A 22,053-nucleotide genomic window follows, 5' to 3' on the forward strand; every position below is an offset into this window, starting at 1 on the left:
GGCATCAGCACCTGGGCGTGGGGGAGAGCGGATCCGATAAGCGGCGCATCACCCTGGAACTCAGCGCCGATCTGCTGGGCTGGATCGATGGACTGAAGTCGCAGATGGGTTTCCGCAATCGCGGGCTCATCGTGGAACAGTTGCTCAGGGAGCTGGTTCCAGACCTCGACGACGACAGCGGTGCCGTTGAGGAATTGGCATCCGAGTCGACAGCGTCTGCAGAGGATCGGGCAGCCGAGCTGGAACAACGTTCCACGTCTCCCCTTGAGACCGCCAATCCCGAGCTGGATCCCTCGACCGCCAGCGCCAAGGACTCGGCCGTGCTCGAGGCAGAGCCAGGAGCGATCCATCCCAACGGCTATGGCGAGCTCGACGAGAACACGGCCATTGTTCTCATCGGATCCAGCTCTGTCGCAGTGCGAGACGCGGGCCGGGTCTCATCAGGAACAGCTGCGACTAGTAGGTCGAGCTCGCCAACGCCTGCCATTGGCATTCAGTTACCCGGCTTTGTCCGGCGTCAGGCCCAGGCGGTGAAGCGAAGCCTCGCCGAGCAAGCGAAGCCCCCAGCAGAAGAACGCCCGAGCACCCTCGCCCTGATCCCAGCCGATGCCTTGCATGAGGCGCTTGACCGCGCTCAGCAGCATTGGCTTGAGATCTACGGAACGCCGCCCAGCGAAGCCGCTCAGGACGCCGCCCTGACCTGGTTGGCGCGAGACATTTGGCCCCAGTCCGACCACAGTGATGGGCGCCCCTTTAGCTGGGGATTGGCACAACAGGTACTGCTGTCGTTCGCGCCGGGGTGGGTTGTTGGCGATCCAAGCCTTGAGCGTGTGATCACCGCTGCCGGGATCCTGGAAGACCCCTTCGGGGCCAACAGCTTGGCCATGCGGGTCCCCACCTTGATTACGCGCTTTGTGCAACGGCAGCGCAGCCGCCAAAAGCGACACCCCTCGTTCGATGCCATCGACCAATCGATGACCGTGCACGGCGCCCTGCGCTTGCTGCAGTTGCCCACCATTGCTGATCGGCCCTACACCCTCAAAGAAATTCGTGAGGCCTACCGGGAACAAGCCCAGAGCCACCATCCGGATGCAGGTGGTTCCGCTGATGCAATGCGCCGCCTCAACGAGGCCTATCAATTCCTCAAAGAACGCTATCGGCAAGCTGCGTAGCACCTGTCCCGCTTGAGTCCAGGCCTCGGTCGCGTGCTGCCTCCAGGTTGGGATAACCGACGCCGGCCAAGAAGACGTTTGACTGGACCATGCGAGTTCGCACCGGATCGATAGCCGATGCTTTGTGCGGCTTTAGCTGTCTTGCTCCACTGGTCTCATCCCAGTCCGATACCAGGTCCAGTGACAAGATCGGATTGGGACCCGCAGGACACGCTTGGGCTCGCCGCAGGGGTGCATCGCTGACCCGAGCCATTCGAGATCAGCACCATCAACATGGCGAGACACACCTGTCGCACATCGTCGGCGAATCGCCTGATTTTCACATCCCATTCGAGCGTGCCAGCCATTCTCTTCACTCCGCACTTTTTCGTGATTTCTATCTGCAGAATCGCGGGCATTGGTCATTGCCCCATCGGGTCAGCAAAAGGAGAACGGCATTCATGCAGGCCTTGGTGCTCATCGGCCTGATGGAGGACGTTCGTCATCCGTCCGTACTGGCGACCCACCCGCAGGACGCAGGCTCACGACCGACGGTGTCCATCGTTCGATTGACCTTGTCCACGATCGGTGGACCAGCCGAGAGCCATTGCGATATCAAGATCAGAAAAGCTGCGCACCTGCTGTAGACACAGGTACGCGGATTGGACGAGGGCCTCGGGCCTCTTTATTGGATCGCCTGAGCAGATGACCTTGGCAGGTAGGTGGCGATCGAAGCTGACGGAAGTTTCACGCCACGTCGCGAGACTTGCCCGGCTTGCGCAGATCGACCGGGATACACACATGGGTCCCGTCCCTGTCTAGCTGCAAGACCGGCATTGGGTCACATATTGGAAATATAGGACGCGCTTGTGAGTCGCTCCACCATTCCATGTGCAATCGGACATCGGCAGACTCGCGCATCGAATCGCACCGACACATCACATGACGCCTGCGCAGCGCAGCCTGGATGTGGACTGTGTGTCAAGGGTTTTTGCGCCGACGTTGCGCTGGGATGGCGGATCGAGGAGGGGGTTGCATTCCCGAGACGAGGCGTCCACAAACGAATATCCACACATATCCCATTCAGGACTTTGAATGGGACGCATGGCGAGACAGATCTAGGACCCTAGAGAGTCATTGGTCGCAAAAAAGCCGGCAACTCTGTGCCGGCGATGGGCCAATTGAAATGAAGCCGATGGATCAGCAGGGGGTCTGCATGCCCTGGATCAGGAAATCGAAGTAGGGCGCGGCCAGGGCTGCGTCGTCGTTGTTGAGGAGAACTAGGGAGGCCTCCTTCAGGCAGCGCATCGACTCCACCATGCCGGGCATGGGGACGCCGAGGCTGTTGTACATCTCGCGGGCACCTTCCAGGCCGATCTTCTGGATCATTTCGGTGCTGCCGGCGAGGACGCCGTAGGTCACCAGGCGCAGATACCAGCCGAAATCACGCAGGCACTGGGCGCGCTGCTTCTGGCCATAGGCATTGCCGCCGGGGGCCACATATTCGGGCTTGCGGCTGAACAGCTGCTTGGCGGCCTCGTCAACGATCTTTTTCTCGTTCTCGGTGAGGGCCCGTACCACCGCCATGCGGCTGGCGCCGGTGGAGAGGAAATCCACCATCGAGCGAAGCTCACCGCCGGTGGGATAGCGGAGCTGATCGTCTGCCTGCAGGATCAGATCGCGTACGACGCTCATCGAAACCACCTGGTGCCCGCCGATCTTATCGAGACTGAAGACCCCATCTGCCGTTGAGAGCCCAGGTGTTTACGCACCGATAGGGTCGAAGACAGGAACCGGCGCGTGCCATGGCAACCACAACAGCACTGCGGCTGGGACAAACCTTTGAGGTCACGATCCACGGGCTCGGCCATGAAGGCCAGGGTGTGGGTCGATTGGACGAGCTGGCCGTCTTTGTGCCTGGCGCGCTCCCCGGTGAACGGGTCGTGGCCCGGCTGCGGCGTCAGGCCAAGCGGCACCTGGAGGCCGAGTTGGTAGGGGTCGAAGACCCATCGCCTGATCGGCGCAAGCCCCCTTGCATCCTGGTGGAGCGCTGCGGGGGCTGTTCGCTCCAGCACTGCAGTGACCCGGCCCAGGCCGACCTGAAAACAGACCTCGTGCGCCAGGCCCTGAAACGACTGGCGCAATTGAAGGTGGAGGTCTTGCCGATCCTGCAGGCCGCTAGCCCGCTTGGGTACCGCAACCGAGCCTTGATCCCATTGGAGCGCACGCCGGAGGGGCAACTGCGCGCTGGCTACTACCGGCGCGGCAGCCACAAGATCGTGAACATGAATCGCTGCCCGGTGCTCGATCCCCGCATCGATGGCCTGATTCAACCGATCAAGGCCGACCTGGAAGCCACCCGTTGGCCGGTCGATGTGAATTTGAGTCAGGGCGGCGGTCTTCGTCACCTGTCGCTGCGGGTGGGGCACCACAGCGGTGAAGTGTTGATCACGGTCGTCAGCAGCCACAACAATCTCCCTGGCCTGGAGGCGTTGGCGCAGCAATGGCAGGAGCGTTGGCCGGAGGTGGTGGGGGTGAACCTCAACATCCAACCGAAGGCCACCAATGTGGTGTTGGGGCCTGACACGTATCAGGTGTCGGGCCGCTCCTGGCTTCTCGAGCGGTTCGCCGGCCATGAGCTGCACATCGGTGCCGATACGTTTTTCCAGGTGAACACCGCCCAGGCGGAGCGCGTGGTGCCGCTGCTGGTGGACTTTTTCTCCGAGCAACCCAACACCCAGGTGCTCGAGGCTTACTGCGGCATCGGCACCTTCTCCTTGCCCCTCGCTGCAGCGGGCTTGGATGTGCTCGGCCTGGAGTTGCACCACGCATCTGTGGCGCAGGCCCGCGCCAATGCCGAGCGCAACGCGTTGCCCACAGCGCGTTTTGAGATAGCCGATGTGGCGGCTTCGTTGGCTGAACACCTGGTCTGGGCGGAGGCGTTGCTGGTGGATCCACCGCGAAAGGGTCTGGCCCCCGAAGTGATGGACGCGATCCTGCAGGCACCGCCCAGACGGATCGCTTACATCAGCTGCAATCCAGCCACCCTGGCCCGAGATCTTGGCTTGCTGAGTGAAGCGGGATACCGGATCAGACCAATCCAGCCCGTGGATTTCTTCCCCCAGACGAGCCACGTGGAGTGCCTGGCTCTGCTGGAGCGCGACTGAGCTCAGGCCCGCAGCTGGGCACCGAACTGCTTCTCCAGCGCAGCCCGGATCTTCTCGTGGGCTCCATCCACCTCGGTGTCGGTGAGGGTGCGCTTGGCATCGCGATAGCGAAGACGGAAGGCCTGGCTGCACCTCCCCGCTGCCACCTGCTCGCCCTCGTAGCGGTCGACCAGTTCAGCCTGCTCGAGCAGGGGCTTACCGGCCTTGCGAATCGCCTGCAGTAACTGACCGCTAGCGGTGGTTGCCGGCACCACCAGGGCAAGGTCACGCTCGGAGGCCGGCACGGTGGCGTAGGCCGCGAAGGCCGGCTGCCAGCGATTGCGTCGTGTGGCGGCGCTGAGCAGCTGAGCCACATCCAGTTGGAACAGGTAGGTGGCGGCGGGGAGGTCGTAGCGCTCGGCGAGTTCGGGATGCACCTGGCCGAACCAACCGCCTGGGCGCCCTTCCACCGCGAGCTGGGCGGCGCGGCCAGGGTGCAGCAGCGGTTCATCGCTGAGCCGGCGATCCTCCACAGGCAACTTGAGGCTGTCCAGGGCCTGCTGCAACACACCGCGAGCCTGGAAGTAATCGAGGGCCTGGGGTTTGCCGCTGCTGCTCCAGAGCTCTGCCTGGCGTGCCCCGCAGATCACACCCGCCAACTGGAGGGTTTGGCCGCCATCGGCGGCTGTGGCATCAAAAACATTGCCCAGCTCGAAGGCCCAGAAGCCGCTGCGGCCAGCCTGGAGATTGCGTTGCGCCGCCTGCAGTAGCTCATCAACAAGGCTATCGCGCAGATGGCTGTAATCAGCCAGCAGGGGATTGGCCAGGGCGACGCGGCGCTTCGGATCAGCCCCCGGACGCTCTGATTCGGCCGGACCGAGGGAGAGGCTGCAGGTTTCCTGCAAGCCGGCATCCACCAGCATCCGTCGCAAACGACGCTCGGCTTGCTGCACATCGCTCAGGCCGCCGGGTTCGATCGGGTCGGGCAAATGACTCGCGAAGCGGTCGTAACCCACCAGGCGTGCCACCTCTTCAATCAGATCCACTTCGCGCTGCAGGTCCATGGCGCGGGAGGGCGGCACCTGCACCTGCCAGCCTTCGTCATCGGCGCTGAGCTGGCAGCCCAGGGCGGTGAGGATCTGCTCGATCTCGGCGTCAGGGAGGTCGGCTTCCTCGCCGCTGGCATCCACCACCGGACCCAGCAGGTTGTGCAGGGCATCGCTGCGCAGCTGCAGGGCTGGGCGTGGTGCTTCGCTGCGCTCATGGCCCCAGCGGCCCTCCACCTGGGCACAGCAGAGCTCCTGAAGGAGTTGCACCGCCCGATCAGCGGCGCTGAGGGTCACCTCACGGGGGAGGCCCTTTTCAAAGCGGCTGCTGGCATCGGTGCGTAGACCCACGCTGCGGGAGCTGCGGCGCACCGTTTGCGGGGCGAACATCGCCGCCTCCAGCCAAATGCTGGTGGTGGAGGCGTCGACACAGCTGTTGTCGCCACCGATCACGCCCGCCAGGGCCACAGCCTGATCGGCGTAACTCACCACCCAGGCTTCCTCGCTAAGGCTGTGCTCGCTGACATCGAGTGCCTTGAACGCTTCACCGGTGCGGCCGCTGCGCAGATCCAGGCGGGCGGGATCAGCGCTGCCGCCGCTCAAGCCAGCCAGCTTGGCGGCATCGAAAGCATGCAGGGGTTGACCGAACTCGAGCATCACCAGATTGGTGATGTCCACCACGTTGTTGATGGGCCGCAGACCCGCGCGCTCCAAGCGGCTTTGCAGCCACTGGGGAGAGGGACCCACCTGCAGGTTGTTGAGTGCCGTAAGGCTGAACAACCCGCCGGCTTCGATGCGTTCCTGCACCGATGCGCTCACCGGCAGCGGTTGCATGGGAATGGCCGGAGCCGCAGCGGGAAGGCTCAGGGCCGCTCCGCTGAGGGCGGCCACCTCACGGGCGATGCCCTGCATCGACAGGCCATCGGGGCGGTTGGCGGTGATCGCCAGCTCGAGCACTTGATCGTCGAGGCCAAACAAGGGGCCAACGGGAGTGCCCAAGGCAGGCACGCTGTCCAGGGCCTCATCGAGGATCACGATCCCATCGGAACTGTCGGCCAGGCCCAGCTCGGAGAGGGAGCAGATCATGCCGCTGCTGGCCACGCCGCGCAGCTCAGCCGGTTTGATCGTGAGATCCACCGCCGGCAGGTACGACCCCACCGTGGCGACGGCCACATGAATGCCAGCGCGCACATTCTTGGCACCACAGACAATCTGCAGCGGTTCAGCGGCGCCAATGGCCACGGTGCAGACACTCAACTTGTCTGCGTTGGGATGTTGCTCGCGGCTGTTCACGTGGCCCACCACCACGCCGGCAGCACGGGCAGCTAGATCTTCGATCTCTTCCACTTCAAAGCCAGCCACCGACAAGCGTTCGGCGAGCTCATCCACGGGCAACGTGCAGGCCACCAGCTCCTGCAGCCATTGGAGCGAGACCCGCATGTCAGAACCGTGCGCAATCGGCCGACTCTAAAGACCGGGCCTGGAAGGAGAGGTCAGGCGACAAGGTAAGGTTGATCACTGTCCAACACGCATCGCCAAAGCGAGGCAACGTCCTTTATGGCTAAGAACAAGGGCGTCCGGATCGTGATCACTCTCGAGTGCACCGAATGCCGGTCCAACCCCGCCAAGCGGTCTCCTGGTGTGTCCCGTTACACCACCCAGAAGAACCGCCGCAACACCACTGAACGGATCGAACTGAAGAAGTTCTGCCCGCACTGCAACTCGTCGACGGTCCACAAAGAGATCAAGTGATCTCGGCTGTGAAGCCCACGCCTGCTGTGTAGTCAGCGCCTTCTGCTTTTCTCCTCCTCCGTTCCCCCATGGCTAGCTCCTTCTTCAAGAAGCGTCTGTCGCCGATTAAGCCCGGTGACCCGATCGACTACAAGGATGTCGATCTGCTCAAGAAGTTCATCACCGAGCGCGGCAAGATCCTGCCCCGCCGTCTCACCGGCCTCACCGCCAAGCAGCAGCGTGATCTCACCAATGCGGTGAAGCGCGCTCGCATCGTGGCTCTGCTGCCCTTCGTGAATCCCGAGGGCTGATTCTCTGGCATCCGCGGCCTTCCATCCCGGCGATCTAGTCGGAGTACAGGAGTCCCGCGGAGCACAGCTTGCGGTGGTTGAAGCCGTGCAAGGCAGCAAAGTGCGCCTGCGCATCGGCTTTGACGCCAAGCCATCCGTTTTGCCCCAGCGCCAGCTGGAGTTGATCTGCCCCCTGCCCTCCGGTGTTGATGCACCGCAGCGGTTGGGGGCTTTGCCTTGGGCACTCACGCCCGACCAACTCGAGCAAGCCGGTCTCACGAGGCGCAGCTGGGGCGCAGCCTGGCTCTTACTACTCGAGTCGGGCGAGACGCTTGGGATCGGTGATTTCGCGGATCTGGTCTGCGGTGGAACCTCAGCAGCTCAGTTAGCCGCCTGTTGGCTGGAGCTGGTGGGTCCGCAGGCGTGGTTCCGCTTCAAGCAAGGGCAGATCGAGGCCCGAAGCGCCGCCGAGCTCAAGCCGATGCGGCGCGAGCGGCGGCTGAAGCAATTGCAGGAGCAGCGCCAACAGGAATGGCAGCAGTTGCTTCGTGCCAGGCAGCCCGTGGATCTGGCTGTGTTGCCGCTGGAGCAACAACAACGGCTCGAATCGCTGAAACAACTGGCGGCCGGTGCGCTGGAGCTGGATCAGCTCGAGCCTGAGCTGCGCCAAAGCCTCACGGCCCTGCATCTCGGCCACGACCGTGGTGATCTGCGGCATCTGTTGGTGGATCTCGGTCTTTGGGACCGTCACCACCTGGTGTCGATGGGTGGCACCACCTGGAGCCTGGGCTTCAGCGCCGAGTTGGAGGACGAAGCCCAGCGCCTGCTGACGCTGCACACCGAAGACCTCCCCGGTGATGGCGAACGCCTCGATCTCACAGCCCAGCGCTGCGTGACGATCGACGACGACGACACCCGCGACATCGACGACGGCCTGGCTTTGGAACGCCGGGCCGACGGCAGCCTGCGCCTCTGGATTCATGTGGCTGATCCAGGCCGCCTGGTGGCCGTGGATTCACCGCTCGATCTGGAGGCACGCCGGCGCGGCAGCAGCCTCTACTTGGCCAGCGGCAATCTGCCGATGTTCCCGCTCTGTCTCACCACGGGGCCCTTCAGCCTGCGGGCGGGGATGCGCAGCGCCGCCTGGAGCACCTGGGTTGACCTTGATCACGAGGGAGACATTGCCGCCTACGGCATTCAGCGCAGCTGGGTGAAGCCCACCTATCGGCTCAGCTACAGCGATGCCGATGATTTGATCGACCTGGCGCCGCCAGAAGAGCGGGATCTCGCTGAGCTGGATCAGTTGCTGGACCGCCGCCGTCAGTGGCGCGTGCGCCAGGGCGCCCTGCTGATGGACCTGCCGGAAGGGCGCATCCGCAGCCATGATGGCGAGCCGACCCTCGAGATCAGCGAGCCCAGCCCCTCTCGCGCGATGGTGGCTGAGGCGATGATCCTGGCTGGTGCGGTCGCGGCACGTTTTGGCGTTGAGCACGGCTTGGCGCTGCCCTTCCGCAGCCAACTCCCAGCCGACTTACCACCCAAAGCAGAGCTCGACGCACTTCCCGATGGCGCCGTGCGCTTTGCCGCGATCAAGCGCTGCCTCAGCCGCGGGTTGATGGGAACCCAGGCTTCGCCCCACTTCAGCCTCGGGCTGCCGGCCTATGCCCAGGCCACCTCGCCGATCCGGCGTTACGGCGATCTGGTGGTGCAGCGCCAGATTCAGGCGCAGCTCAGCGGGGCATCACCCCTGAGTGAAGACGACCTGCAGGAGTTACTCAACAGCTTCGATGGCGCCGTGCGCGAAGGCATCGGCATCTCCCGCGAAGACCAGCGCCACTGGCAGCAGGTGTGGTTTGAAGCCCATAAGACCAGCCAATGGCGCGCCGATTTCCTGCGCTGGCTCCGGCCCCAGGACCGGCTCGGCCTGGTGCGCATCGACGACCTGGCCATAGACCTGGCCGCCGAATGCCCCCAGAACGCCCAGCCAGGCGAAGCGCTGCTGCTGCGGGTGCAGCAGGTGGATTCGCTGCGCGATCAGTTGAAGCTGGTGGCGTTAGCCAGTTGATTCGCCGCACTGCTCAAGAACACAGGCGATCAGGCTGTCGCTGAGGAAGTATCCCTGCTCGCGCATGGCCACCAGTAGGGGTTTACAGGTGGAGAGCAGGCGACGCTCCTTGGCCAATACCAGAACAGCGGCTGTTCCGATCATGGCCAGTGCCTGTCGGCGGGGGCTTCCCCTCGGCAGCAGCGGTCGTCGATCAACAGCAGATCTTCGAGGCCTGCGTCGCGCTGCTGGAGGGCTAGAGCAATGGCACTGGCTTGACCACCTGGAGCCACCTCTGTTGGCAGGCCTCCTGCAACACAGACAGACCCAGGAATGACGATCGGGCACTGGACGCAACGTTGAGACCGAGCTCAGCGGCGATCACCTCAGTGATCCAGACCGTCGTGAACAGATCGTGCAGAAGGTGCAGACTTTCGATCCTGGACAGAGCGATCAATGGACCAGCATCTGCAAGGAGAATCCGCATGCTCTGGATGGATCAAGCCTCTTGAGCGAGCCAGCGTCTGGCCTGATCGAGGTCATCATCCAATTCAGCAGCCGTGGCATCCGTCACAGGGATCCGGAGCGAAGCAAGGATCTCAAGAAAACGCGTGAGGGGTAAGCCAGCGATGCGCGCCGCTGATCCAACAGACAACGATCCGGCCTGAAACAGCGACAGGGCAAGACCTGAGCGGACGGCTGCTGTATCTGGCAAGCCAAGACGATCCAGTGCCACCACCAGTGCCGTGGGCTCCTGATGGCTCGTCACCAGGGCCATGGCATCCGCCTCTGCAGCGCGAAGCACCGTTGATGGGTTGCTTTTGAGTTGCCGCACCGAAAAGGCCTGCATGGCATTCCCACAGACTGTTCCAGCATGGCACGGGTCTGGCAGTTGGATCACCTGCGCGATCAGCTGAAGCTGGTGGCGTGGTGCAACGACTGAGCCAGAAGCGCAAACGACGCCAGGATGGTGCGATCCTCCGTGACCAGAGGAACAGCCAATTGCTCGGCTACGGCGACGAACTCACAGTCGTAGGCACTGCAGCGGCTGGTGCTCACGAGCTGCAACACGTGCTCCGAGCTGACCGATGCTCATGGGCGGAGAAGATGTCTTCGGCTTCCTGCATCAGCGCAACAGCGACGGATTTCTGCAGGAGATCACGGCGCAGATAATCGCTGAGCACATTGCGAAGCTCGCAAGGTTCAACACATTGGTGTCAACAATACTCACGGCCTGGATGCAGGCTTGGTTGTTGGTTTATGGCAGTAGCAATAATAAAAATATGCAGATTGGCTGTTTCTTCGGCTGCTTGTTTCCCTCTTCTTGTCAATGCGTATGCCGCGAAAACCAGCAGATTGCATGAGACATTTCAGCTCCTCCTCTGAGAAATGGTGCGTGGCATAGAGAGCCTTGCCTTGATCGTCGCGTGATAGGTAGGTATACGGCTCTTTGGTGATTTGCAGGTCTGATTTGTAGAGCTCTGCATACATAGGGTTGATGTCATCGGATACACCCGAGGCGGAAAGATAGAGACAACCGCCGGGGCGAAGTGCCTTGAATAAGTTTGCGAGCAGGGCGACTCGATCTTGCTCTGTTCCGATGATTGAGATGACGAGTTGACAGATGGCTCCGCTGAATGCGTCAGCTTGTATCGCCGGGGGAGCCGCATTGAGAATATCTGCGCAGAGAAAGTCGAGAGATCTGGCGGAGCGATCATCGGAGAGCTCGATCAATCCTACTATGGATTTCCGAGCGTTGTTGATTGCTGACTCATTGATATCGACCCCGACAACGGAAAACCCCTTCGAATAAAGGTATCTGCTGATAACTCCAACTCCACAGCCAGCGTCGAGAATCAGGGCTGGCCGCTTCTCCCCGAACGTCGTCTTGATATCAGTCAAGACGATCTCAAGAGGCCCAAAATCTGTTTTTGTGGGAATCGCTTCCGCTGCAAAAGCGTTCCAATCAGACCGTGCATCGCGTGGGGACATCCATCATTGACAAGGATGTTCTCATTGAAGATTGACAATGACAAGACATCATCTTCATGATAGAATGAAAGACATGGCCCGCGTTGTTGTCTTTGAATCAGCTTAATCAGGTACCGGAAGGGCTGGTGGTAGTGAGCGGCGCCAGCCGTGGCATCGGTCGCGAGCTCGTGACTCTGTTGTTGAGCTCTGGATACGAGGTGGTCACTCTGTCGCGACAAGCTTGCAACCCTGCCGAGAATCTCACCCCACTGGGCGTCGACCTTAGTGACGAAACAGGGCTGGGCAAAGCTATCGAGAGGCTGAAGGATGTCCTCGATGGCCGGCCGGTGGCAGCGCTGGTGAATGGGGCTGGAGCTGTTGAGCCGTTAGGAGCTCTGATCCACCAGTCCGCATCCGATCTGCTGCGAGCCCTGTGCCTGATGGCCGTGGCGCCGGCACAGCTGGCCGCTGCGATCGCACCCCACATGCCATCAGGCGGCAGGATACTCAACCTGTCGAGTCGATCAGCCCAGGCCACGTTTCCAGGTCTTGGCGCTTACTGCATGAGCAAGCACGCTTTGCATGCAGTCACAGAAAGTCTACGGCATGATCTAAGACCAGAACTCGAGGTGGCTGAATTGATTCCCGGTGAGGTGGATACCGGCATGCAAGCCAGCCTGCGTGAACCGTATCCTGCGGACTTCCCCCTCGCTTCGTTCTTCCGTGGCAATCGCGCCAATCTGATTCCAGCGACTGTGGCGGCTCGGTTCTGCCACTGGGTGCTCACCCAGACCACAACAGAGACGTTCAACCGTTCTGAGCCTTGGTTCATCTACGACCGAGCGCATCAGCCCTTCTGGCTGGCTGAGGGAGCCGACTTTCCCTACACAGCGCCGTGAACCAAGGAGCAACCGACACGTGACGGACAGGAGTGCACGGTTCCTTCCAACCGATTCGGGTTTTCGACACCGGATGCAAACGGTGAATCGGCTTCTCCAGCAGTGGCCGCTGGTGGGTGCTTCCGGCTCCTGGTTAGAAGCTCACCTGATGGCACGGGGCACACTGAGCATGGGCGAACAACACGTGCTGGGAACCTGCATCAGCGCCGAGGAGGTCTTAAGTCTGGTGAGTTCCCAGAGTCAGCGCTGCCTGTTGCTGATGGTGGATTCCATTGCTGCCGATCACTGTGATAATCCTGTGGGTCGGCTGCGCAGGCTTCCCAATTCTGCTGTAAATGTACTGCTGGTACGGCCACGTTCACTGATCTAAGCCTCAATTTGAATGATCAATACGGACTCATTATCGCTGTGGACGGCAATCCCAACATACTCTATTCCTCATTCTCGGCATCCAATCCCAACGGAGCCGTGCAGATGATCAATCTGAACTAATAGATCAGCTCCGATGTCACCACCATCGGCATTGAGGATCTTGCCTAAGACTCCAATAATCTGACCAGCTCTGAGTATAATGAATTCATCCCAGAAATGGCTCACTTCGCTGCTGACAACATTTCCTGAACTTGGGGTCGGCCATCAAAGAGGCCCGGTTTATCGATATTCAGGTTTTGACGTTTTTTGAGTTGAAGAGTTTTGTATGTCGAATCAGCAGCGGCTGGAGCAATAAATCCGTTAGTATAATAATAAAGAGCAAAGCCAAAAGTTGCTCTCCCAAAGGTTCGGCCAACGGTGCTGCAACGCCACTGAGATGCGGTAGCTCTTCGGTCATCGACACCGCCAACGCCAAGGGCACTGCCCCCCGCAATCCAAATCCGGCAACCACGAGGCGATCGTGCCATGGAAACCGTTTTGCAGGCAACAGCACAATGACCATCAGCAGGCGAGCCACGGGAACCACGACCGCCAGCGCCAGACCTATCGCCAGTACCGACAGCAATGCCACGGGCTTTACCAGCAAACCAAGCAGCAGCAAGACCGTGATTTCTGCGGCCGTGTTGAGCGGATGCATAACCCGGCACAGGGCCTGCTGCTCAAAGCGACCGATCCGGTAACGGCCATTCGACAGCAACACGCCCGCCACAAAAACGGCCAGCAGACCTCCACCACCAAGGATCTGGCCGAACCCGTAGGCCACGAACGCAAGCGCCACTGTGACCAACAACAACATCGCTTCAGATCGCACCAGGGCATCAATCAAGCGCGGTGCCACGCCACCCACGATCAGGCCGGCAATGACGCCTGCCAGCAGGTGAAGACCAACAGCCGCGAGCTGGTCGACCAGCCGCATCGCCAATAGTCCATGCAGTGCTTGATGATCACTATGAATGTTGGCCTGTAGAAGACCAGCCAACATCCCAAACCCCAGCAATGTGACCAGCGAACTCACCGCCGCCTCAAACTGCAAGAGATGCGTCAAGCGCCCACGGATCGGATGGTCAACGGCTACCTGCAGATCTTCGATGGCCCCACTGTCCGTTGCTCCCAGGCAGCAGACAGCTAGCAATGCGGCGGCCGGAGGCAAGGGATTGAAAAGCCAAGGCGCCAATAGAAACAGTGCGAATGCCGTGATCGCAACCGTGATCACCACGCCTGCACAACCAAGCCGCAGGCCAGCCATGGCCATGCCGCGAATCCGCCTGAAATCGGTCCTGAGGCCGGCGTAGAACATCAGGAGCGCCAGGCTGACCCGGTGCAGGGATTCCTCGTGAACGGAATCGAGGAGCTGGGACTGGTTCAACCATGCCGTGGGAATGAGAAGGCCCAGGAGCAACACGGCGGCAGCCCCTGGCAAACGCCAGCTCGCCGCCAGTCGGTCTACGGCAAGGGCAGCCAGGTAGATCAAGCCAACGCCAAGGAAGAAACCGCGTGGTAACAGCGTGCCTTCCAGATGAGGGCTGGGGATGTTGAAGGTGATCAGTAGAGAGCCAAGCACTGAAATCTGAGCAAACCGTGACGTCATCATCTCAACCTTTGCCTTTGTCGCTGCACCGCCGGCTTAGATGAAGCAGACGACCTCCCCCCAGTCCTGGGTTGATCAAATGTTTTGAGAATCTTGCGGAAGTATCCGGGCAATCAGAATCAACACAGTGATGACGCCATAGGCAATCGCCCATGGCTGGCCAGTCCCCCAGCCCAGATTTAAAACAGTATCTCCTGTGGAGAATCTCCAGGCATGCAGCACCCCGAACCAGGCCAGAACAGCTGCTGAGCCGCTACAGACCGCCGCAGCGAGAAACCGCTTTTCAATGGCAAAGACCAACAGGGCGGCTAACAGCATCGATGTGATGATCTGTCCTTGCTCAAGTGCAAAGGCACCCGCCGCCCAGACATCACCAGATGCCAACTGGGTGATCATCGCATCGTTAAAAGGTCTGGCCTCGCTCCCCAACCCGCCTGTTCGCAGGCCAGCTTTCAGTAATTGTGCTCCCCATCCCGCCAGGCCAGGCAGGATCCCCAACACCACGGCCGGCGCATGCCTGGAGGGTGTGGCCTGAAACGCTTGTGACGTCATCGCTATTCCGATGTAGAGCACGATCGCCATACCGGCATCGATGGGAACCAGCAGTGAGATCAGGCCGAACAGTCCAAGGAAGCAGGCTGCTCCCATCACCACACCATTGAGCCACGAATAACCCGAACGGGCCCCGAGGTCTTTGAAGCCTGAATGACCGATGTAGATCGTTGTCGGAAAGCAGGATCCCAAGGCCGCGGCTGCCAACGTGCCGATGCCATCAATCAGAAGGCATGAGCGGGTGCCGTAGTGGTCTCCTGCGGCATCAGCGCTATCAAGATTCTGAAGAGACCCGATCACATTAAAGAGACCCATTGGCACGATCACACCAAGCCAGGGAAATAAGTCGGCGCGTGCCTGCCACAGCGTCGTGAGTTGGAGCGTTGGTGTGTGCCAGGTGACTGTGCTGAGGCTTTGCTGCCAAGCACTGGCAGAGGGATCAATCAGTCCACTACTCCAGGCGAGCACCATGCCGATCAGCAAGGCCATCAACCCCGTGGGCAATGGCCACTTCACCCTGGCGTAGTAGCCGAGCAAAATGACAGCCAGACTGGCCAGCCCGACCAGCGGATTGGCATACGTGCGCAAGAGGAAACCCAGAGCGATGTAGCCCAGGGCAATTCCGGCGAGCGTGGAGAGGAGTGCAGCACGGGGCAACCAGCGTCTCAGACGATCGGCACAAAAAGCACCGGCCGTTTCGATCAGGCCAGAACCCATGCAAGCCACCATCCCGGCATGCCAGGAGCGTGTGACAGCGGCTGCCTCGCTCATGCCACCGTTCAAAGCCGCCAGCTTCACTGGCAGCATCACCAGAAAGATGTAGGCGAAGAGACTGACCGTGTTGATCCCATAGGGCAGGGCTGTGCAGTCACTGCGCTGTTCACGGGCAGCGAGTCGCCGAGCTAAGTAGCTGTAGGCCAGATTGCCAACCAACAGGCTGACGCCAGCAGCTGGAAGGATCTGCCCGAACAGCAGTGCATCGGGATAACCGAGAACTCCGCGGCAAAGGCTGATGATGAGCAGGATCTGAATCAGGTTGTTCAAACCCAAAGCCAGGAAGCCATCCAGATCGCCGGGCTTCCAGGGACCCAGTAGACGAGTCAATGCAAGAGGCATTCAATCGGGCCGAAGCTCAGATGTTCTGAGCATCATCCCGGATTGAACTAGCCCTCAAGCCACACCAATCACGCGCAGCCAAGGCCCCCACCGATTCACAACCCCAACGAGATGGGTGTCGATCGGTTTCTCCTGTTGCATCAGCCAGCGATGGATCGACGGTTCCAACGTGATCAGCGGCCAAGAGACCCCTTGGGCCTGGTGGAGGGTGTATCCCCCTGAGCCATCAGGCACCAGGCGCCCTTGCCAGTGCGAAGCCAGCCGTTCGGGTGGAATGCCATCGCATTCGGCGTCAGCGGCACCCTGAACCTGGTCGATCAAGCCGGTGGGATCGGCAAGTGCGGAGAGCTGACGCTCACGCCACTGATGGTGATGCCAGGGCGTGTCCCAGAGAGGCAGCACGGCTGATGGCGCCAACGGATCCCCAATCAGCAACTCCTGAACTTGGCATGCCTGCAGCGCGGGAGGGTTGGCGTTCAGCTGCACCGCCAGCGCTGCAGCCGCCCCCGCTGCCTGCCCCACATTCAGGATCAGCGGTTGCAGCCGCGTCGCACCGTTGGCCATGTGGCTCGTGCTGAAGCCTTTATCGGCGGCCAACAGGTTGTCAACCGCTTCGCTGAGCAGGGCGCCAAAGGGAATGCAGAACGGGGTACCGGTCCAGCGCCCACCCCAGCGACAACTTTTGGGAGTCAATGGCCAGTCGGCACCTGGGTAGTGATGGTCGTTGGCGTAGTTGCCCACGGCGATCGATTGCAGAGCACCGTTCCGATCCAAGGGCAGTGGAGCCAACGAGGGACCCTCAGCGAGCGGCAACAGCTCCTGTTCGATCACCGTGGCTCGGCCGATCATCCGCCGGCCTTCGCGCCAGTAGGGCATGGCCGCCAGACAGGGTGATGGGCTGCCGGATTCAGCGGGACATGCATCCCCGCGTTGCAGCCATCCACCCGTTGCCTCCTCTAAGGCGTCGGCAAAACGAAGGCTGTGGGCCTGCATGTCGTGGAACAGTTCTGCTTCCTGCGTTGGATCGTTGCTGAAGGCTCGCTCCAACCCCCAATGCCAGTCATTGCCATGGAGTGGCCAATTCAGCATCACCAGGCCACCTGGCAAGCGGCCATACGTGATCGTGCGCTCGAGCCCAAAGGCCTCACAAGCCTGTTGAAACGGCTCCGGTAAGCAGGGCTTGCCGTTGGGGTTGATGCCCAGCTTCGGATCAGGCTCGAGCCGATCGCTTCGCAACTGCCCCATCACCACCCAGGTGGGTGATTGAACCGGATGCTCCTTGAAAAAGGGGTCTGAACCGATCCGCTCGGCGCTTGGGGCACTCGGTTCGCCCCATTGCTCCTGGGGTTCCCAACCGAGGCGAAATGGGGCCTCCGCCATTGGCAGTAGGTCGCCACGATCGCTGCCATCGATCGCCACCTTGCAGCGCACACGCCGGTGCTCACCGCCAACCTCCACCTGCACTGAGGTGATGAGTGATCCTTTGCGTTCCACCTCCAGCAGCCGGCAGCCGGGCCACCAGAGCAGCTTGGCTTCAGCTGCCACCCAGTCCTGCAGGATCTGCTCCGCGGTGGTGGGCCGGTAGCCGAAACAGCTCACCCAATTGTGATCGAGCCCCTCTGGCTCACGCCGCTCCAACTCCCGCAAAAAGGCGCCCCACAAACCCGTTTGCCAGGGGGTGAGCTCGTTGCCATCGGGGCAACACACGCCTGCGGCGCTCACCATCCCGCCGAGCCAGCTGCCAGGGGTGAGCAGCAGGGTGCTCACGCCACCACGGGCCGCCTGAATCGCGGCGGCGACGCCGCCGGTGCCCCCTCCCCACACCAACACGTCCACCGCGTCGATCGATGGGGTCATGAGAGGGATGTGCGCAGCCAAATCAGCCTGACAGCAGGTCCTGTGCTGGACAAGCGACCAAGCTTCGATTCCTTGGTGGTCACAACTGCCATCGATGAGCAGTTCGTTTTACGATGAGGGGATGGATCTAGCCACTGTTTCCCCGAAGTATCAGGTTGTGATCCCCAAGCGGGTTCGCGAGCAATTTGGCCTCTCCCCTGGCCAGCAGCTCCAGGTGATCGCCTTGCCAGGCCGCATTGAGTTGGTTCCGAGCCAGCCCGCGGCAGCACTGCGCGGTTTCCTCGGGGGTGACAACACCTTTGAGCGGGAGGGTGATCGCCTGTGACGCTGGAGCGCTCTGTGGTGGATTCCTCTGGCTGGATTGAACTGTTCACCGATGGCCCGCAGGCCGAGCGCTTCCTCGCCGTGCTTCAGGCAGAAGAGGCGCTGGTGATCCCGGCGATCACCATCCTCGAAGTGTTCAAGTGGATTCTGCGGGAGCACAGCGAGGCCCAGGCCATCCAGGCCGTGGCGGTGATGCAGCGAGGTTTGGTGGTGGATCTCGACACGCAGCTGGCCATCGCGGCCGCGCAACTCAGTCACGCGCTGCGCCTGCCCTTGGCAGGCAGCATCATTCTCGCGACAGCGCGCTGCCACCAGGCCCGCCTCTACACGATGGATGCGGATTTTCAGGGCCTCTCCGATGTGGAGCTGATCTCCAAGCGCTGAGGCCAACAGCCGATCGCTCAGCGGATTCCCTGATGCAAGCCGGGCCCAGCTCCGTAGGATCCGCCCGATGACTTACACCCTCACCACCCCCCTCTACTACGTCAACGACAAGCCGCATTTGGGCAGCGCCTACACGACGCTCGCCTGTGATGCCTTGGCGCGGTTTCAGCGGCTGAAGGGGGAGCGGGTGGTGTTCATCACCGGCTGCGACGAGCACGGCCAGAAGATCCAGCGCACCGCGGAGGCGGCCGGCCTCAGCCCCCAGGCCCACTGCGATGGGGTGAGCGCCCAGTACCGCGAGCTCTGGGATCGCTGGCAGATCAGCCACAACCGCCTGATCCGCACCACCGATCCACGCCATCAGCGGATCGTGGAGCAGTTTTTTGCCCGTGTGGAGGCCAACGGCGACATCGTGGAGGGCCGCCAGCAGGGCTGGTATTGCGTGGCTTGTGAGGAGTTCAAAGACGACCCCCACGAGGCCCAAGACCCCGAATGCCCCACCCATCGCCGGCCGCTGGAGTGGCGCGATGAGCTGAATCTGTTCTTCCGGCTCTCCCGCTACCAAGAGCAGATTGAAGCCTTGATTGCCCAGCCGGGCTTCATCCAACCCGCCAGCCGCCGCAACGAAGTGGAGAACTTCGTGAAGCAAGGCTTGCGCGATTTCTCGATCTCGCGGGTGAACCTGCCCTGGGGGATTCCGGTTCCCGGGCACGAGGGCCACACCTTCTATGTGTGGTTCGATGCCCTGCTCGGCTACATCACGGCCCTACTCGAGGAGGGTGATGCTCCCGACCTCGACACCGCCATCAGCCGCGGCTGGCCGGCTTCGGTGCATGTGATCGGCAAAGACATCTTGCGGTTCCACGCCGTGTATTGGCCGGCGATGTTGCTGTCGGCGGGTCTGGAGCTGCCCGCCAAGGTGTTTGGCCATGGCTTCCTCACCCGCGAGGGGCAAAAGATGGGCAAGTCTTTGGGCAACGTGCTCGATCCGGCGGAGTTGCTCGAGCGTTGCGGCCGCGATGCGGTGCGTTGGTATTTGCTGCGCGATATCCCCTTCGGCGACGACGGCGACTTCCAGCAGCAGCGCTTCAGCGATCTGGTGAACAACGACCTCGCCAACACGATCGGCAACCTGCTCAACCGCACCAGCTCGATGGCGCGTCGTTGGTTTGAGGAGTGTGTGCCACCGGCAACCGGCGCTGCGAACAGCGACCATCCCCTGGCCCAGGCGGCGGCCACCGCTCGAACCACTGTGCTCACGGCCCTGGAGCAACTGGACTTCCGCAGTGCCGCTGAAGCTGCCCTGCAGCTGGCAATCGCGGCCAATGGCTTCCTCAACGAGCAGGCCCCCTGGAGCCGGATGAAGCAGGAAGGCACCCGCGAGCAGGTGGCCGACGATCTCTATGCCGTGCTCGAGGCTGCTCGCATCACCGCCCTGCTGATGGCGCCCCTGTTGCCGGATCTCAGTGAGCGCATGCTCGTGCAGCTCGGCCAGAGCGTGCCCGATTCCAGCGCCAGCGCAGCTGGCGAGAGCGGCTGGCTGCAGCAGCTGGAGTGGGGCGGCCTGCAGAGCGGCGCAGCCTTGCCGGAGCCCTCGCCTGTGATGGCCAGGCTCGAACTCGACACCCCGTTGTGAGACCAACCCTGTGAAACGTCTCGCTGGGGTAGGCATCGCGTTGCTGATCGGCGGCTGCGTCAGCAGCAAGCCGAAAGCGCCACCGCCGGCCGAACCTTTTGTGTTCAAGGCGCTCGATCTTGAGCAGCAGGATTCCAAAGGCCGGCCCGCCTGGGAATTGCGCAGCCCCGAAGCCCGCTACGACATCACACGCCAGGTGGCCCAGACGCGGCAACCGCGCGGTGTGATTTACAAGCGCGGCAAACCCAATATCACCGTGAGCGCCCGCAGCGGCACGGTGCTGGGCGACGGCCAGGCGATTCAGCTGGAGGGGGATGTGTTGATCGCCCTGTTGGGTGACAACCCGGTGCGCATCACCGGTCAACAGGCCCGCTGGATCCCCTCACGCGAACTGATGCTCATCGACCGCCAGCCGGTGGCCCTGGATCGCCACTCGCGCATCTCGGCGCAACTGGCCACCTACTACCTCGATCGCGATCTGATCGAGCTGCGCGGTCAGCCGGTGCTCGAGCAATGGGACGGCAAAGCCTCCAAGGCCGCCAGCACCAACAAACCCGCACCGTTGCGCGTCCAAACGGCCCTGGTGGATTGGCGGCCGGAGCAGGGCGATCTCAAGGCGCCGCAACAGGTGCAGGGTTTACGCCGCGACAAGGATGGCCAGCTAAACCTCACCGCGACATCCCTCAAAGGCAATTTGCGCGAGGGCTATGTGGATCTGATGGCACCGGTGCACGTGCGCGATCCCAAGCGCAAGGGCTGGCTCAATGCCCAGCAAACCCGGTGGTTGATCAACGATCAGCTGCTCAGCAGCGATCAGCCCTTCCAGGGGGCCTTCAACAAACTCCAGGGCCAAGGCGAGCGCTTCAAGGTGAACCTCGCCAGCAGCACCGTGTTCATCCCTGAGGGCTGCAACCTGCAGCAGCCGGGTGAGCAGCTCACCGCCCGGCGTTGTCAGTGGAATTGGCCCAGCGGCCGGTTCCAGGCCGAGGGAGATGTGGAGCTGCGCCGTGCCGCCTACCAACAGGTCACCCGCTCGGCTCAGTTGCGGGGAACAATCGGCAAAGACGGCACCGCTGTGTTCAGCTCACCTGGGGCGAAGGTGAACTCCCAGTTCACCCTGCCGCCTCAGCAGAAGAGCGGGAAGCAGAAGAGTCGCTCCACTCCTGCAGTGCAGTTCTGAGCTTGAGGCTCCAGCCCTCCACCCAGGCCTCATCGCTGCGGCTGAAGCACCGCGGCGACCAACCCGCCAGCAGCAGAACCCCCGCGTCTCCGATCGGTTGCACGATCAGGGCAGGGATGCCCTCCGGCAGCGCCTGGAATTCATCGCGGCCGGGGTAGAGCTTGAGGTTCACCAGACCAATCGCCTTGCCTGTGCTCCAAGCCCGCTCGGTGATCACACCTGGTTTGAAACCGCCGGGGCCGAGCACGCCCCGTTGCAGCAAGGTGCGCCCCTGCCAATAGAGCAGCACCGTGGAGCCTGGGGTGGCGGTGAGCAACATCTGGCTGCCCCAGCCCAGCTCCTGGCGCAACGGCTCTGGCAGGTCATCGGCCAGGCGCAGGCCCTGTTCCCCCTGCAGATCCACCCGCTCCGGTGCCACGGGAACGGCGCGGGTCCAGAGAATCGACACCAACATCAAGCCCACCGCCAGAAAACTGGCGAGCACCCCGGCCCGCTCCAGAGCTGGTGTGAGGGCAGGAGCCGTGAGCTGATTGGCCACACATAAGCCGAGGCCGGCCACACCGGCACTGAGGCAGAGGCGAGCGGCGAGGCCCATCGCAGCAACGCTGGCAACCAACGCCCCGACCTTCTCACAGCTGATGACAGCGCCGCTGGCAGTGCGCAGAGATCGCGCTGCAATGCAGAAGGCGCCTGTTCTGCACCTTTG

General features: G+C 62.0%; 23 protein-coding genes. 12 read left to right on the top strand and 11 right to left on the bottom strand.

Features of this window, described 5'->3' with window-relative positions; translation table 11 throughout:
• Nucleotides 1-17 precede the first annotated feature (17 nt).
• Both CB0101_RS02855 and CB0101_RS02860 read left to right on the top strand, forming a co-directional pair.
• Nucleotides 18-1,172 carry a J domain-containing protein gene (locus CB0101_RS02855; protein WP_010308456.1) on the top strand — a complete coding sequence of 385 codons (1,155 nt, stop codon included), beginning with the start codon at nt 18-20 and terminating at the stop codon, nt 1,170-1,172.
• A gap of 89 nt (nt 1,173-1,261) precedes the next feature.
• Complete coding sequence (locus CB0101_RS02860; RefSeq protein ID WP_136643944.1) at nt 1,262-1,798, top strand: hypothetical protein; 537 nt, start codon at nt 1,262-1,264, stop codon at nt 1,796-1,798.
• Between the two features lie 553 nt (nt 1,799-2,351).
• Here the strand turns inward: CB0101_RS02860 and CB0101_RS02865 are convergent.
• Complete coding sequence (locus CB0101_RS02865; RefSeq protein WP_010308448.1) at nt 2,352-2,846, bottom strand: allophycocyanin subunit alpha-B; 495 nt, start codon at nt 2,844-2,846, stop codon at nt 2,352-2,354.
• A gap of 110 nt (nt 2,847-2,956) precedes the next feature.
• Between CB0101_RS02865 and rlmD the strand changes: the two genes are divergently transcribed.
• The gene (gene rlmD, locus CB0101_RS02870) at nt 2,957-4,318 is read left to right on the top strand and encodes a 23S rRNA (uracil(1939)-C(5))-methyltransferase RlmD (protein WP_010308445.1); all 1,362 of its coding nucleotides are present in this window, start codon (nt 2,957-2,959) and stop codon (nt 4,316-4,318) included.
• Nucleotides 4,319-4,320: 2 nt separating this feature from the next.
• Here the strand turns inward: rlmD and pheT are convergent, their stop codons facing one another.
• Nucleotides 4,321-6,783 carry a phenylalanine--tRNA ligase subunit beta gene (gene pheT / locus CB0101_RS02875; protein WP_010308441.1) on the bottom strand — a complete coding sequence of 821 codons (2,463 nt, stop codon included), beginning with the start codon at nt 6,781-6,783 and terminating at the stop codon, nt 4,321-4,323.
• Between the two features lie 117 nt (nt 6,784-6,900).
• On the opposite strand from pheT, the gene rpmG reads away from it, so the two are divergent.
• From rpmG to CB0101_RS02890, 3 genes are all read left to right on the top strand, one after another.
• Entirely contained in the window at nt 6,901-7,095 is a 195-nt protein-coding gene (rpmG, locus tag CB0101_RS02880; RefSeq protein ID WP_010308437.1) for a 50S ribosomal protein L33, read from the top strand.
• Between the two features lie 68 nt (nt 7,096-7,163).
• Entirely contained in the window at nt 7,164-7,385 is a 222-nt protein-coding gene (gene rpsR, locus CB0101_RS02885) for a 30S ribosomal protein S18 (RefSeq protein ID WP_010308434.1), read from the top strand.
• Nucleotides 7,386-7,470: 85 nt separating this feature from the next.
• On the top strand, nt 7,471-9,429 hold the full coding sequence (locus tag CB0101_RS02890) for a ribonuclease catalytic domain-containing protein (RefSeq protein WP_010308432.1): 1,959 nt from the start codon (nt 7,471-7,473) through the stop codon (nt 9,427-9,429).
• Here the strand turns inward: CB0101_RS02890 and CB0101_RS02895 are convergent.
• From CB0101_RS02895 to CB0101_RS02910, 5 genes are all read right to left on the bottom strand, one after another.
• Nucleotides 9,418-9,573 (bottom strand): DUF3368 domain-containing protein, encoded by a 156-nt coding sequence (locus CB0101_RS02895; protein WP_010308430.1) that lies wholly within the window; start codon nt 9,571-9,573, stop codon nt 9,418-9,420. The genes CB0101_RS02890 and CB0101_RS02895 overlap by 12 nt on opposite strands.
• On the bottom strand, nt 9,570-9,701 hold the full coding sequence (locus CB0101_RS15740; protein WP_256360106.1) for a hypothetical protein: 132 nt from the start codon (nt 9,699-9,701) through the stop codon (nt 9,570-9,572). Before CB0101_RS15740 ends, CB0101_RS02895 begins: the two co-directional genes overlap by 4 nt.
• Nucleotides 9,702-9,907: 206 nt before the next feature.
• Nucleotides 9,908-10,258 carry a UPF0175 family protein gene (locus tag CB0101_RS02900; protein ID WP_010308424.1) on the bottom strand — a complete coding sequence of 117 codons (351 nt, stop codon included), beginning with the start codon at nt 10,256-10,258 and terminating at the stop codon, nt 9,908-9,910.
• Nucleotides 10,259-10,317: 59 nt separating this feature from the next.
• The gene (locus CB0101_RS02905; protein ID WP_136643945.1) at nt 10,318-10,479 is read right to left on the bottom strand and encodes a type II toxin-antitoxin system VapC family toxin; all 162 of its coding nucleotides are present in this window, start codon (nt 10,477-10,479) and stop codon (nt 10,318-10,320) included.
• A 156-nt stretch (nt 10,480-10,635) separates the two neighbouring features.
• A complete protein-coding gene (locus CB0101_RS02910; RefSeq protein WP_083798597.1) occupies nt 10,636-11,400 on the bottom strand; it encodes a bifunctional 2-polyprenyl-6-hydroxyphenol methylase/3-demethylubiquinol 3-O-methyltransferase UbiG in 765 nt (254 codons plus the stop codon).
• A 92-nt stretch (nt 11,401-11,492) separates the two neighbouring features.
• On the opposite strand from CB0101_RS02910, the gene CB0101_RS02915 reads away from it, so the two are divergent.
• Nucleotides 11,493-12,278, top strand: coding sequence for an SDR family oxidoreductase (locus tag CB0101_RS02915; protein ID WP_010308415.1), 786 nt, complete (start codon nt 11,493-11,495; stop codon nt 12,276-12,278).
• An 82-nt stretch (nt 12,279-12,360) separates the two neighbouring features.
• A complete protein-coding gene (locus CB0101_RS02920; protein ID WP_136643946.1) occupies nt 12,361-12,648 on the top strand; it encodes a hypothetical protein in 288 nt (95 codons plus the stop codon).
• Between the two features lie 291 nt (nt 12,649-12,939).
• Here the strand turns inward: CB0101_RS02920 and CB0101_RS02925 are convergent, their stop codons facing one another.
• The 3 genes from CB0101_RS02925 to CB0101_RS02935 form a co-directional block, all read right to left on the bottom strand.
• Nucleotides 12,940-14,298: a cation:proton antiporter gene (locus CB0101_RS02925; protein ID WP_029552950.1), complete on the bottom strand. Its 1,359-nt coding sequence runs from the start codon at nt 14,296-14,298 to the stop codon at nt 12,940-12,942.
• A 75-nt stretch (nt 14,299-14,373) separates the two neighbouring features.
• Nucleotides 14,374-15,966 carry a permease gene (locus CB0101_RS02930; protein ID WP_029552949.1) on the bottom strand — a complete coding sequence of 531 codons (1,593 nt, stop codon included), beginning with the start codon at nt 15,964-15,966 and terminating at the stop codon, nt 14,374-14,376.
• 54 nt (nt 15,967-16,020) lie between these two features.
• Nucleotides 16,021-17,823 (bottom strand): FAD-dependent oxidoreductase, encoded by a 1,803-nt coding sequence (locus tag CB0101_RS02935; RefSeq protein ID WP_010308403.1) that lies wholly within the window; start codon nt 17,821-17,823, stop codon nt 16,021-16,023.
• Nucleotides 17,824-17,917: 94 nt separating this feature from the next.
• On the opposite strand from CB0101_RS02935, the gene CB0101_RS02940 reads away from it, so the two are divergent.
• From CB0101_RS02940 to lptC, 4 genes are all read left to right on the top strand, one after another.
• Entirely contained in the window at nt 17,918-18,148 is a 231-nt protein-coding gene (locus CB0101_RS02940) for an AbrB/MazE/SpoVT family DNA-binding domain-containing protein (protein ID WP_010308400.1), read from the top strand.
• Nucleotides 18,145-18,531, top strand: coding sequence for a type II toxin-antitoxin system VapC family toxin (locus CB0101_RS02945; protein WP_010308395.1), 387 nt, complete (start codon nt 18,145-18,147; stop codon nt 18,529-18,531). Before CB0101_RS02940 ends, CB0101_RS02945 begins: the two co-directional genes overlap by 4 nt.
• A 67-nt stretch (nt 18,532-18,598) precedes the next feature.
• Nucleotides 18,599-20,167 (top strand): methionine--tRNA ligase, encoded by a 1,569-nt coding sequence (metG, locus tag CB0101_RS02950; RefSeq protein ID WP_010308392.1) that lies wholly within the window; start codon nt 18,599-18,601, stop codon nt 20,165-20,167.
• A 10-nt stretch (nt 20,168-20,177) separates the two neighbouring features.
• The gene (gene lptC / locus CB0101_RS02955) at nt 20,178-21,347 is read left to right on the top strand and encodes an LPS export ABC transporter periplasmic protein LptC (protein WP_029552946.1); all 1,170 of its coding nucleotides are present in this window, start codon (nt 20,178-20,180) and stop codon (nt 21,345-21,347) included.
• On the opposite strand, the gene CB0101_RS02960 is transcribed toward lptC, so the two are convergent.
• Entirely contained in the window at nt 21,280-21,942 is a 663-nt protein-coding gene (locus tag CB0101_RS02960) for a cofactor assembly of complex C subunit B (RefSeq protein WP_010308384.1), read from the bottom strand. The two genes, lptC and CB0101_RS02960, sit on opposite strands and share 68 nt — an antisense overlap.
• Between the last annotated feature and the right edge of the window lie 111 nt (nt 21,943-22,053).

Source organism: Synechococcus sp. CB0101, assembly GCF_000179235.2.
Classification (GTDB): Bacteria; Cyanobacteriota; Cyanobacteriia; order PCC-6307; family Cyanobiaceae; genus Vulcanococcus.

What these genes read in the sequence shown, in the direction of transcription:
- CB0101_RS02860 (WP_136643944.1), top strand. Translation starts at nt 1,262, where the DNA reads ATGCGAGTTCGCACCGGATCGATAGCCGATGCTTTGTGCGGCTTTAGC.
- CB0101_RS02865 (WP_010308448.1), bottom strand. Translation starts at nt 2,846, where the DNA reads ATGAGCGTCGTACGCGATCTGATCCTGCAGGCAGACGATCAGCTCCGC.
- rlmD (WP_010308445.1), top strand. Translation starts at nt 2,957, where the DNA reads ATGGCAACCACAACAGCACTGCGGCTGGGACAAACCTTTGAGGTCACG.
- pheT (WP_010308441.1), bottom strand. Translation starts at nt 6,783, where the DNA reads ATGCGGGTCTCGCTCCAATGGCTGCAGGAGCTGGTGGCCTGCACGTTG.
- rpmG (WP_010308437.1), top strand. Translation starts at nt 6,901, where the DNA reads ATGGCTAAGAACAAGGGCGTCCGGATCGTGATCACTCTCGAGTGCACC.
- rpsR (WP_010308434.1), top strand. Translation starts at nt 7,164, where the DNA reads ATGGCTAGCTCCTTCTTCAAGAAGCGTCTGTCGCCGATTAAGCCCGGT.
- CB0101_RS02895 (WP_010308430.1), bottom strand. Translation starts at nt 9,573, where the DNA reads ATGATCGGAACAGCCGCTGTTCTGGTATTGGCCAAGGAGCGTCGCCTG.
- CB0101_RS02900 (WP_010308424.1), bottom strand. Translation starts at nt 10,258, where the DNA reads ATGCAGGCCTTTTCGGTGCGGCAACTCAAAAGCAACCCATCAACGGTG.
- CB0101_RS02910 (WP_083798597.1), bottom strand. Translation starts at nt 11,400, where the DNA reads ATGTCCCCACGCGATGCACGGTCTGATTGGAACGCTTTTGCAGCGGAA.
- CB0101_RS02925 (WP_029552950.1), bottom strand. Translation starts at nt 14,298, where the DNA reads ATGACGTCACGGTTTGCTCAGATTTCAGTGCTTGGCTCTCTACTGATC.
- CB0101_RS02930 (WP_029552949.1), bottom strand. Translation starts at nt 15,966, where the DNA reads ATGCCTCTTGCATTGACTCGTCTACTGGGTCCCTGGAAGCCCGGCGAT.
- CB0101_RS02935 (WP_010308403.1), bottom strand. Translation starts at nt 17,823, where the DNA reads ATGACCCCATCGATCGACGCGGTGGACGTGTTGGTGTGGGGAGGGGGC.
- CB0101_RS02940 (WP_010308400.1), top strand. Translation starts at nt 17,918, where the DNA reads ATGAGCAGTTCGTTTTACGATGAGGGGATGGATCTAGCCACTGTTTCC.
- metG (WP_010308392.1), top strand. Translation starts at nt 18,599, where the DNA reads ATGACTTACACCCTCACCACCCCCCTCTACTACGTCAACGACAAGCCG.
- CB0101_RS02960 (WP_010308384.1), bottom strand. Translation starts at nt 21,942, where the DNA reads ATGGGCCTCGCCGCTCGCCTCTGCCTCAGTGCCGGTGTGGCCGGCCTC.